At 63.1% G+C, this 11299-nt stretch carries 9 protein-coding genes and 1 pseudogene; all 10 read left to right on the top strand.

Features of this window, described 5'->3' with window-relative positions; translation table 11 throughout:
* Positions 1-67 precede the first annotated feature (67 nt).
* Positions 68-1087: a GNAT family N-acetyltransferase gene (locus I2E26_RS00360; RefSeq protein WP_195419171.1), complete on the top strand. Its 1020-nt coding sequence runs from the start codon at positions 68-70 to the stop codon at positions 1085-1087.
* A gap of 2 nt (positions 1088-1089) precedes the next feature.
* Positions 1090-2370: an ATP-grasp domain-containing protein gene (locus I2E26_RS00355; protein WP_195419170.1), complete on the top strand. Its 1281-nt coding sequence runs from the start codon at positions 1090-1092 to the stop codon at positions 2368-2370.
* Positions 2363-4357, top strand: a complete 1995-nt coding sequence (gene uvrC / locus I2E26_RS00350) for an excinuclease ABC subunit UvrC (RefSeq protein WP_229056287.1) — start codon at positions 2363-2365, stop codon at positions 4355-4357. Before I2E26_RS00355 ends, uvrC begins: the two co-directional genes overlap by 8 nt.
* Positions 4358-4444: 87 nt before the next feature.
* A pseudogene (locus tag I2E26_RS00345) lies at positions 4445-4753 on the top strand (N-acetylmannosamine-6-phosphate 2-epimerase); the annotation flags it as partial.
* A gap of 186 nt (positions 4754-4939) precedes the next feature.
* Complete coding sequence (rapZ, locus tag I2E26_RS00340; RefSeq protein ID WP_195419169.1) at positions 4940-5860, top strand: RNase adapter RapZ; 921 nt, start codon at positions 4940-4942, stop codon at positions 5858-5860.
* 7 nt (positions 5861-5867) lie between these two features.
* Positions 5868-6911, top strand: a complete 1044-nt coding sequence (gene yvcK, locus I2E26_RS00335) for a gluconeogenesis factor YvcK family protein (protein WP_195419168.1) — start codon at positions 5868-5870, stop codon at positions 6909-6911.
* On the top strand, positions 6912-7835 hold the full coding sequence (gene whiA / locus I2E26_RS00330; RefSeq protein WP_195419167.1) for a DNA-binding protein WhiA: 924 nt from the start codon (positions 6912-6914) through the stop codon (positions 7833-7835). It abuts the gene before it with no gap.
* 205 nt (positions 7836-8040) lie between these two features.
* A complete protein-coding gene (gene gap, locus I2E26_RS00325; RefSeq protein ID WP_147588688.1) occupies positions 8041-9066 on the top strand; it encodes a type I glyceraldehyde-3-phosphate dehydrogenase in 1026 nt (341 codons plus the stop codon).
* Between the two features lie 135 nt (positions 9067-9201).
* Entirely contained in the window at positions 9202-10395 is a 1194-nt protein-coding gene (pgk, locus tag I2E26_RS00320; RefSeq protein ID WP_147588687.1) for a phosphoglycerate kinase, read from the top strand.
* The gene (gene tpiA / locus I2E26_RS00315; protein ID WP_147588686.1) at positions 10382-11155 is read left to right on the top strand and encodes a triose-phosphate isomerase; all 774 of its coding nucleotides are present in this window, start codon (positions 10382-10384) and stop codon (positions 11153-11155) included. Before pgk ends, tpiA begins: the two co-directional genes overlap by 14 nt.
* Positions 11156-11299 lie beyond the last annotated feature (144 nt).

Here is an 11299-nt window from a genome sequence, read left to right as displayed (position 1 = left end):
CGCCGTATCTGCGAGGGGCTTATGATGAGGAGTCCAACAAGAGTAGATAGGGTGAAACGGGGATAGCATGCAGGTTAAAAAGCTCGCACGCGAGGAGTACGAGGCCGCTCTTGCGGCGCTCGGTGTCAACGCTCCCGTGGAACAGCTGCCGGTATGGCAGGAGTTCGAGTCCACCATCCCGGGTCGCTCCCCCTGGGGTTTCGTGTCGTTCGAAGATCAGGGCTCTCTCGTTGCGGCAGCGTCGTTCGTGCAGTACGAGACACATGGCTACCGGTATCTGCGCGCGCATCATGCCCCCGTGTGGGGTCATGAGCCCTCTGCCGCAGAGGAGCAGGCCGCTATGGATGCGCTCGCGTCGTTCGTCCGCGCTGAAGATAAGCGCCAGGTGTTCGCGCGCCTCGCGGTGAAGCACGAGCTCCCCGTCACCCGCCCCTGCCTTTCCACGCTGCCCTACGATATGACCGTGGTCATCGATCTGACGGGCGGCGACGATGATATCCTCGCCCGCATGAAGCCACGCGGCCGGCGCGATGTGCGCAAGGCCCTGCGCGAGTGCCAGGTGAGCTTCGCCGACGAGACCGAGCTCGCCACGTCGTCGTTCGACGAGTACTACGAGGTCATGATCGAAACGGCGGCGCGCGACGGCTTCACTCCGGCGCCCTGCGAGGAGTACCGCAACATGCTGCGCATCTTGGGCCCCGAGCACTGCCGCCTGTTCGCCGGCAGGCTCGATGGCCAGGTGATCACCTGGACCTTGACGACCATCTCGGGGGCGCGCGCCACGCGTTACTACGGCGCCTCCCGATCAGGCTCCGCCCGCGCGCTGGCAACCGACCGCCTCATCTACTTCGAATGCTGCGAGCTCTCGCGAATGGGCTGCACCGAGTACGACCAGATGGGCATCGGCAGCGATTTCCAGCCTGCTACGAAGAGCCTCAATACCTTTAAGACCAAGTTCGCCAAGGATGGCGAGCGCTGCATCGCACCCGATCGCGACGTGCCCTTCAAGCGAGGTATCTATAGCGCGCTGCATAAGGTGAAAGACGTCCGCGGCGCCCTGCGCGCCATGAAGAACAAGGAGGACTAGCCATGGCATCCGTACCCCTTCTGAGGCGCGAGGAGGTCTCCGCACGCTTCGTCCCCGTTGTCCTGGGAGGCGAGATCTTCGCCTATTCGCTGGCGCGCTGCTTCTACGAGGCCTATGCCATCAAGACCGTCGTCCTTTCGGCGGTGGATGTGCAGGTCACCTCGTCCAGCCGTTTCGTCGATTACCGCATCTGCCCCGAGATGGGCCAGGGCGACGAGGCCATCGTGGGTCTGCTGTCGCGCATCGGCGAGAAGATCAGGCAGCAGGGGAAGGTGGCGCTCGTCATCGGTAGCGCCGACTGGCACGCGCGCCTGCTCTCCTCCCATAAGGACGAGCTGTCGCGCTGGTTCGCGGTCCCTTACAACGATTTCGAACTTCTTGACGAGATCACGCAGAAGGAGCGCTTCTACGAACTGTGTGAGGAACTTGGAATCGATTATCCCCGTACCTGGACGTTTAACTGCGCCGATCCTACGGTTACCATCGATGCCGCCTCTTTTACCTATCCGGTTATCGCCAAGCCGTCCAATTCCGCGCGCTACGACCTCATGTCCTTCCCCGGCAAGGAGAAGATCTACGAGGTCCACGCCCCGGAAGACCTCGTGCGCATTTTCAACCTGCTGCGCGATGCGGGTTATGACCGCGAGCTCGTGGTGCAGGATTTCATTCCCGGCGAGGACGATGCCATCCGCACGCTCACGACGTTCTCCGATGCAACGGGTGACGTTCGCGTCGTTTCGGGTGGCCGCGTGGTGGTGCAGGATCATTCGCCCTACCTCATCGGCAACCCGCTGTGCATCTTGTCCGAGCGCACGGAGGAGATCATCGACGCCGCCAAGCGCTTCTGCAAGCGCACGGGCTATCGCGGTTTTGCCAACTTCGATATCAAGTACGATGAACGCGATGGTCGCTATAAGTTCTTCGAGGTCAACACCAGGCCCGGCCGAAACACCTATTACATGGCGCTCGGCGGCGTTAACATCGGCAAGTTGCTGGTAGACGAGTATATCCTGGGCGAGCGCATTCCGTATCGCGAGGCATACGACCGCTTCCTGTATACGTGCGTGCCCTCCAAGGTGATTCGTAAAACGGTGCTCGACGAACCCTTGCGCGACGAGGTGCTCGGCATGTACAACGCGGGGCAGGCGAGCTATCCCTATCACAACGCCTCCGACACGCTCAAGCACAAGGTGCTGGCGCGCGCGGTGTATTACAACCAGATCAAGAAGTTCCGCCGCTACGTATGGGACGTGCGCGAGGCCGCTCGCTCGGGCGATGCCTAAGATGCCCGGTCCGCTCCATCACGGCGGCCTTCCGGGGACGTCGCTTCCCGTTGCGCCCTTCGACGAGCGCGCCGCCGCCGATCATGTTTCGGCGGCGGGGGAGGGCGGCCTGCCCTCGCTCGTCGAGCAGGTCGCCCAGGTTCCCACAGATCCAGGCTGCTACCTGTGGAAAGACGCTGCGGGCGAGGTTATCTACGTCGGGAAGGCGAAGAACCTGCGCGCCCGCATGAAGCAGTACGTCACGCTGTCCGATGACCGTGAGAAGATTCCGCTCATGATGCAGCTGGTGGCGAGCTTCGATTACATCGTGGTCGACACCGAGCATGAGGCACTGGTGCTCGAGCGAAACCTTATCGCTCAGTACCACCCGTATTTCAACGTCGATTACAAAGACGACAAGTCATATCCCTATATCGCCATCACGAAAGGCGATGCGTTTCCCGCTATCAAATACACGCGGGAGCGCCATCGCCCGGATACGCGCTATTTCGGGCCGTATACCGATAGCCGCGCGGCGCGTGAGACCATCGATATCCTGCGCAAGGTCACGCCCATCTGCACGGCGTCGTGCGCCGAATGGAAGCGCGTGAAGCGCCTGCTCGAGAAGAATCCCGCCGACGCGGACCTCCTTGCGCTCGTCTGCGCGCAAAAGGGCCGCCCCTGTTTCGACTACCACGTGGGGCGCGGTCCCGGCGTGTGCGCGGGCGCCATCAGCCAGGAGGATTACGCTCGCAACGTCAAGCGCGTCGAACGCTTCTTGTCGGGACGCCGCAGCGAGGTGATCGGCGACCTCAAGGCTGATATGGCCGAGGCCGCGGAAAGCCTCGATTTCGAGCGCGCCGGACGCATCAAGCGCCGCCTCGAGGTGCTTAACGGTCTTGACGACCGCCAGCAGGTCGTGTTTCCCGCGCAGGTCGACATCGACCTCATCGGGTTCTATCGAGAGGAGACCATCGCGGGCGCCTGCGTGTTCGTGGTGCGCGAGGGCAGGACCCAGCGGACGTGCGAATTCATCCTCGACAAGGGCCAGGACGTCTCCCAAGAGGAGCTCGTTTCAGGTTTCGTGAAGCGTTACTACGATGAGACCTCCGATATCCCATCCGAAGTCGACATTGCATGCGACCTCGAGGACGCGGACCTCATCGGCGCGTGGCTGAGCGAGAAGCGCGGCCGCGTCTGCCATCTTCATCGCCCCCAGCGCGGTGAGAAGCGCCATCTGCTCGAGACGTGCGAGCGCAACGCGCGCCATGCGCTTATGCGCTATATGATACGTACGGGCTATGCCGACGACCGTACCAACCAGGCGCTGCTTCAGCTCGAGAGCGCGTTGGCGCTGCCCGCGCCGCCGCTGCGCATCGAGTGCTTCGATATCTCCACCATCCATGGGCGCTTCACGGTGGCGTCGATGGTCGTGTTCACTAACGGAAAGCCCGATAAATCCCAGTATCGTCGCTTCAAGATTCGCGCCGAGCTCGATGAAGCGAACGATTTCGTATCGATGCAGGAGGTCTTGGGTCGACGCTATGCGCCTGAACGTATGGCCGACGAGCGCTTCGGCTCGCGGCCGGACCTACTTGTGGTCGATGGCGGTAAGCCGCAGCTGACCGCGGCGCTCACCCAGCTGGAGGGCCTGGGACTCGATATCCCCGTCTGCGGCCTCGCAAAAGCCGACGAGGAGGTGTTCGTGCCCTGGGACGAGACGCCCGTGGTGCTGCCTACGGGGTCCGCATCGCTCTACCTCATCAAGCAGGTGCGCGACGAGGCGCATCGTTTCGCCATCACCTTCCATCGCGAATTGCGCGACAAGGCTATGACCGTCTCGATTCTCGATGAGGTCGAGGGCGTGGGGCCCGTGCGCAAGCGCGCCATCATGAAGCGATTCGGATCCATGAAGCGCCTGCGCGAGGCGAGCGTGGAGGATATCGCCTCCGTTCAGGGGGTCTCCGTGGATGTCGCGCGGGCGGTGTACGACACGCTGCGTTCATAGGGACGATGCGCCGTCTGCCGACTCGTTGCTATCTGGTAGATACCAGTACTTCATCAACTGGTATCTACCGATCGCGCAGATAAAAGCATCATGGCCGACTGCATGACCATCGAGGACATCCGTCGCGCCGTGGAGCTCGGCTTCGATCTCGTTTCCACGACGCTCTCCCACAACAAGCCCGCGATCGAGACCACGCTGGACGAGGGTCCCGATCTGCCGCTGCTGCGCCAGGCGACCACCGAGTTCCCTGACCTGCCCATCATCTGCGAGGGCCACGTCCACACGCCCGCCGAGGGCCGCGCCGCGATCGACGCGGGCGCCTGGGCCGTCGTCGTGGGTACCGCGATCACGCATCCCACGAGCCTGACCAGCTGGTTCAAGGCGGCGCTCGATTAGGGGGGCGATCGCGTACTCGCTTTGATGCCTGTGGGCGTCCGAACGGCAGTCGTTCGGACGCCCATTTTTTACCCAGCATCCGGGGGCGGGGCGCCTCGGGTTGTGTCTCCCTCGCGAGGGTTGGGTCATCGCCGGGTCTATGCGGGTATACTTGAAGGCTAAAAGCTTCGTCTGAAGGAGGCCCGCATGACGGAACGCTCCGACATCACATCGGCCGAGCTCGCCGACCGCGTGCCCGACATCGTCATCATCACCGGCATGTCCGGCTCCGGTCGCACGCAGGCCATGCACGTGTTCGAGGACATGGGGTATTTCTGCATCGACAACCTGCCGCCCAGCCTCATCCTGCAGCTCGCACAGCTCATCGGCATCAACACCGGTGTGGGCCGCCATCTGTGCGTGACGAGCGACTTGCGTTCCCAGGGCCTGTTCGACGAGCTGCTCGACACCATCCAGACGCTCAACGAGCATGAGATGACCTGCAAGGTGCTCTTCCTGGAGGCCTCTGACGAGGTGCTCATCCGTCGTTACAGCGAGAACCGCCGGCGTCACCCGCTGGCACAGCGCGGGGACACCACGGCCGATGCGATCCAGCGCGAGCGCGTTGCTTTGGCGAGCATCCGCGATCGCGCCGACATGGTCATCGATACGAGCCGCATGCGCACGGCGACGCTTCGCAAGCGCCTGCGCAGCGCGTTCTCCGAGCTGGCGGATCAGCAGCTCATGGACGTTCACGTCTTCTCCTTCGGCTTCAAGCACGGCATGCCCGTTGAGGCCGACCTCATGATCGACGTTCGCTTCCTGCCTAATCCCTTCTACGATCCCGAGATGCGCACGCTGACGGGCCTTGACGCCAAGGTGGCCGATTTCGTTATCGAGCATCCCAAGACGCAGGAGTTCCTGGACGCCTGGTTCAAGCTCCTCGACGCCGTCATGCCGGGATATGTAGCCGAGGGCAAGCCGCAGCTCTCCATCGCCATCGGCTGCACGGGCGGGCAGCATCGCAGCGTTGCGATAGCCGAGGCGACCGCGCGCCATCTGGAGCGGCAGCAGTATCACGTGAACATCTCCCATCGCGATCTCGCGAAGGCTAATATCAGGAGCTAGTGCATCCATGCCAGCAACGTTCAACGCGGTCTCCATCGGTGGCGGCACCGGGCAGCCGCAGCTTATTCGCGCGCTCCGATTGATGGGCGCCCATATCGACTCCGTGGTGGCCATGGCCGACGATGGCGGTTCGACCGGTTTTTTGCGCGAGCGCGAACACGTGGTTCCGCCGGGTGACGTGCGCAAGTGCCTGTCGGCCCTGGCGCGCGACCCCGAGTCGACGCTTGCGCGGGCGTTCGCCCATCGATTCCGGTCCATCGATGACCATGCGCTTGGAAACCTCATCCTCGTCGCGCTGGCCAAGGAGTCCGGTTCCTTTATCGAGGCTACGCGCACCTGCGAGGAGCTGCTGGGCTGCGTCGGCCGCGTGCACCCCTCGACGCTCGAGTTCATAAGTCTTTCGGGTTCCACCGTCGATGGCGACGAGGTGCATGGCCAGGCTCAGATCAGCTACGGCACGCGTGCGTTTCGGCGCGTCTGGCTTGATCAAGGCGAGGTTACCGCCAACGAGGACGCTGTTCGCTCGATCATCGACGCGGACCTCGTGGTACTGGGTCCCGGATCCCTGTTCACGTCCATCATGCCCAACATCTTGGTGCACGATATTCGGGAAGCGCTGGTCCGAACCAAGGCGAGGCGCGTGTTCGTCTGCCCCAAGATCGATTCGCTCGGCGAGACGAGCGGGATGAGCGCGGCCGATCATGTGCGCGTGCTGTTGGAGGAGGGGCTCGAGGGCGCGCTCGATGCGGTATTGGTCCATCGGGCGGAAACGGCCGAGCAGGTGTATCCGTACGAGCCCCGCGCGTGGAAGCGGGAGGCCCGTAAGAGCCTCGTCGGACCCGGGCCGAACGGGGAGGGTATCGTCACCGCCCGCCAGATCGAGCGGGCTAAAGATGCTCCGTTCGGTCCCATTCGGGCCGATGACGACGATCTGCGTTGGCTGCGCCGGATGGTGCCCCGCGTGATCGTCCGCGATTTCACGGGGACCGCTATGCCGGCCGCCCACGATGTGCAACTGCTTGCGCGAGCTCTGGAGGAGGTGCTTACATAGATGTCGTTCAGTGCAGAGGTACGCGACGAGCTGTCGCGGCAGGAGCCCGCGTGCGAATACTGCGACCTCGCTACGCTAGCCGCCCTCGCTCGCGTCTGCGGAACCCTGTCCCTTGCGGGGTCGGGTCGGTATAGGCTGCAAATCGCCACCGAGACGGGCGCCGTCGCTCGCACGATGATCGGCCTCACCCATAAGATCTTGAAGCTCAAGACCGAGTTCACGGTGCGCCGTTCCGTACTTCATAAGGTGCGCAACTATCTCATCGCGCTGCCCGATCAGCCGGACCTCGCCAAGGCTTTGGTGCTGCTTGGCATTCTCGACCGCCAAGGCAACCTGGTGCGCGGGGTGCCCCATCACGTTGTGGCGCGTCCTTGCTGCAAGCTCGCCTATATTCGCGGCGCGCTGATCGCCGGCGGATTCATAGCCGATCCCCGAGGCGATTTCCATCTCGAGATCGCCGTGCAGGGCGAGGAGTTCGCCCGTGCCCTGGCGGACCTGATCGGCAGCTTGGGCGTGCCCGCGCGCGTGAACGCGCGCCGCGGGGCCTTCGCCGTCTACATCAAGAGCGCCGAGGACATCAAACGCTTGCTGGAGACGGTGGGCGCTAGCCGTTCGGTTGCCGAGATAGACGAAGCCCGTTCCGTCAAGTCCGTGAAAAACGATGTGAACCGACGGGTGAACGCGGAGCTGGCAAACCAGACGCGAAGCGCCGGAGCGGCCCAGCGGCAGCTCGAGCTGATCGCCGAGCTTGAAGCGCGGGGTTTGCGCGACGGTTTGCCACAAGCTTTGGAGGATTTTTGTCGGCTTCGTGAAGCCCATCCCGACTTGTCGCTGCGCGATCTGGGGGAGCTCGCCGACCCTCCGCTATCCAAGTCGGCGCTCTATCATAGGGTGCTTCGCTTGGAAAAGCTGCTTGATTCATAGAAAACCATGCAGGGGAGAGCGATGCTTAAAGCGTTTCAATATGCCATTATCCTGCTGTTTTGAAACGTTTTTAATTACTCCATCGTTCGAAAGTTTCCAATTCCGTCCATTTCCCCTTGAAAAAAAGGTATATTTGGTGAGTGGTTAGTTTGTGGGTCTCAACGGCAGGCAAGGAGTCTGCGGGGACCTAACGAAAGGAGACACAATGGCAGTAAAGGTTGCTATTAACGGCTTTGGTCGTATCGGCCGTCTGGCTTTCCGTCAGATGTTCGGTCACGAGGGCTCCGAGATCGTTGCCATCAACGACCTCACCTCTCCCGATATGCTGGCGTACCTGCTGAAGTACGACTCCACGCAGGGCAACTACAGCCGTGATCACAAGGTCGAGGCTACCGAGGACGCCATCATCGTCGACGGCAAGGAGATCAAGATCTACGCTGAGGCCGACGCCAACAACCTGCCCTGGGGCGACCTCGATGTCGACGTCGTGCTCGAGTGCACCGGTTTCTACACCTCCAAGGCCAAGGCCCAGGCTCACATCAACGCCGGCGCCAAGAAGGTCGTCATCTCCGCTCCCGCGGGCAACGATCTGCCCACCATCGTCTACAACGTGAACCACGAGGAGCTCACCGCTGAGGACGACATCATCTCCGCTGCTTCCTGCACCACCAACTGCCTCGCCCCGATGGCCAAGGGTCTCAACGACTTCGCTCCCATCGTGTCCGGCATCATGACCACCATCCACGCCTGGACCGGCGACCAGATGGCTCTCGACGGCCCGCAGCGCAAGGGTGACAAGCGTCGCTCCCGCGCCTGCGCTGTCAACATCGTCCCCAACTCCACCGGTGCCGCTAAGGCTATCGGCCTGGTTCTCCCCGAGCTCAACGGCAAGCTGATCGGTGCCGCCCAGCGCGTCCCGACGCCTACCGGCTCCCTCACCAACCTCTACGCCGTTGTCGACAAGGTCGTCACCAAGGACGAGGTCAACGCTGCCATGAAGGCTTACGCCGAGACCATCTCCGAGACCTTCGGCTACAACGAGGACGAGATCGTCTCCACCGACATCATCGGTGAGACCCACGGCTCCATCTTCGACGCCACCCAGACCATGTGCTCCGATCTGGGCAACGGCCAGACCCTGGTTCAGGTTGTTTCTTGGTACGACAACGAGAACTCCTACACCTCCCAGATGGTCCGCACCATCAAGTACTTCGAGAAGTTCGTCGCCTAAGTTATCGATGGCTTCCATTTTCGCTTGATAAGCGTCTAAGAGGGGCGCGGCCTCAAGGCTTCCAGCCCGGGGTCGCGCCCTTTTTATATCGTGTTGCACGTCCTGCAACCGCATTCGAATGAAAGGTAGATGTTCATGGCTTTCACCAAGAAGACCGTTCGCGACATCGACGTCGACGGCAAGCGCGTTCTCGTTCGCGTCGACTTCAACGTTCCCATCAAGGACGGCGTCGTCGGCGACACCACCCGTATCAAGGCTGCGCTGCCCACCATCAACTACCTGGTTGAGCACAACGCCCGCGTCATCCTCATGAGCCACCTCGGCCGTCCCGACGGCACCGGCTTCCAGCCCGAGTTCTCCCTCGAGCCCGTGGCCGCCAAGCTCGCCGAGCTGTCCGGCCTCGATGTGACCTTCGTCGCCGATACCTACGGTGACGAGGCTGCGGCCGCCGTCGAGGCTCTCGAGCCGGGCCGCGTCCTCGTTCTCGAGAACGTCCGCTTCGACAAGCGCGAGAAGAAGAACGACCCCGAGATCGCCAAGACCCTCGCTTCCTACGGCGACGTCTTCGTGCTCGACGCCTTCGGCACCGCTCACCGCGCCCAGGGTTCCGTTGTGGGCCCCGCCGCCTACCTGCCCGCCGTCGCCGGCTTCCTGCTCGAGAAGGAGGTCGATACCCTCACCGGTATCTTCGCCGACCCCGAGCGTCCGCTCGTCGCCATCGTCGGCGGCTCCAAGGTCTCCTCTAAGATCGGTGTTCTCGATCACCTGATCGACTCCGCCGACACCCTCATCATCGGTGGCGGCATGGCCTACACCTTCTTCCTCGCCCAGGGCATGTCCGTGGGTCAGTCCCTCAAGGAAGAGGACTGGGTCGAGCGCGCCGGCGAGATGCTGAAGAAGGCCGAGGAGAAGGGCGTCAAGATCCTGCTCCCCATCGACAACCGCGTTGCCGATCACTTCGGCGAGGATGCCGTCCCCGAGGTCGTGGCCTCCAACGCCATCCCCGATGACCGCGAGGGCATGGACATCGGCCCCGAGACCGAGAAGCTCTACGCCGAGGCCATCAAGGGTGCCAAGACCGTCTTCTGGAACGGCCCCATGGGCGTCTTCGAGTTCGACAACTTCGCTCACGGCACCCAGGCTATCGCCGAGGCCGTCGCTGAGGCCGATTGCACCTCCATCATCGGCGGCGGCGATTCCGTCGCAGCCGTGAACAAGTTCAACCTGGGCGACAAGATGAGCTGGATCTCCACCGGCGGTGGCGCTTCCATGGAGCTCGTCGAGGGCAAGCCCCTTCCCGGAGTGGAGGCTCTCAATGACGCAGAATAACCGCACCCTGCTCATCGCAGGCAACTGGAAGATGAACAACGACGTCCAGGCCGCGGCCACGCTGGCCGACGAGCTCGTCGCCGCCCTCGACGGCGTCGACAACGGCGTCGAGGTCCTCGTCTGCCCGCCCACCATCGACCTTACCACGGTTGCCGCGAAGCTCGATGGCTCCGCCGTCAAGCTGGGCGCTCAGAACTGCTACTGGGAGGCGTCCGGTGCCTACACCGGCGAGTCCTCCTGCGGCATGCTCAAGTCCGCTGGCTGCACCTATTGCATCATCGGCCACTCCGAGCGTCGCGATTACTTCCATGAGTCCGACGAGGACCAGAACAAGAAGGCCAAGGCGCTCGTCGCCGCGGGCCTCGTTCCCGTCTTCTGCTGCGGCGAGCCCCTTGAGGTTCGCGAGGCCGGCACCTATGTCGAGCACGTCGTCGCACAGGTGAAGGCCGGTCTCGAGGGTCTCGAGATCACCGACCCCGCCCAGCTCGTCGTCGCGTATGAGCCCATCTGGGCCATCGGCACCGGCATGACCGCCACCGCCGACGACGCCCAGGAGGTCTGCGCCGCTGTCCGCGAGGCCCTCGTCGACCTCTTCGGCGCCGAGCTCGCCTCCGGTATCCGCGTGCTGTACGGCGGCTCCGCCAAGCCCGGCAACATCGCCGAGCTCACCGCGAAGCCCGACGTCGACGGCGCCCTCGTGGGCGGCGCGTCGCTGTCCGCCGCGGACTTCTCCTCCATGGTCGTCAAGGCTGCGGAGTAGTACCCGTTTCGTTATCGGGCCGCGGCGCCTCGCGCGCTGCGGCCCATTCTTTTGTATAGGGAGAATCACATATGGCTAACCGCCACCTTCCTGCTCTTCTCGTCATCATGGATGGCTTCGGCCTGGCGCCCGAGGGCTCCGATA

It is taken from the genome of Collinsella sp. D33t1_170424_A12, assembly GCF_015554865.1.
Classification (GTDB): domain Bacteria; phylum Actinomycetota; class Coriobacteriia; order Coriobacteriales; family Coriobacteriaceae; genus Collinsella.
Note: the sequence above shows the minus strand (reverse complement) of the source record. Positions and strands in the feature narration are given on the sequence as shown.

Excerpts from the sequence above, each read along its gene's own strand:
- gap (WP_147588688.1), top strand. The coding sequence starts at position 8,041 with ATGGCAGTAAAGGTTGCTATTAACGGCTTTGGTCGTATCGGCCGTCTG.
- uvrC (WP_229056287.1), top strand. The coding sequence starts at position 2,363 with ATGCCTAAGATGCCCGGTCCGCTCCATCACGGCGGCCTTCCGGGGACG.
- whiA (WP_195419167.1), top strand. The coding sequence starts at position 6,912 with ATGTCGTTCAGTGCAGAGGTACGCGACGAGCTGTCGCGGCAGGAGCCC.
- I2E26_RS00355 (WP_195419170.1), top strand. The coding sequence starts at position 1,090 with ATGGCATCCGTACCCCTTCTGAGGCGCGAGGAGGTCTCCGCACGCTTC.
- yvcK (WP_195419168.1), top strand. The coding sequence starts at position 5,868 with ATGCCAGCAACGTTCAACGCGGTCTCCATCGGTGGCGGCACCGGGCAG.
- rapZ (WP_195419169.1), top strand. The coding sequence starts at position 4,940 with ATGACGGAACGCTCCGACATCACATCGGCCGAGCTCGCCGACCGCGTG.
- I2E26_RS00360 (WP_195419171.1), top strand. The coding sequence starts at position 68 with ATGCAGGTTAAAAAGCTCGCACGCGAGGAGTACGAGGCCGCTCTTGCG.
- tpiA (WP_147588686.1), top strand. The coding sequence starts at position 10,382 with ATGACGCAGAATAACCGCACCCTGCTCATCGCAGGCAACTGGAAGATG.
- pgk (WP_147588687.1), top strand. The coding sequence starts at position 9,202 with ATGGCTTTCACCAAGAAGACCGTTCGCGACATCGACGTCGACGGCAAG.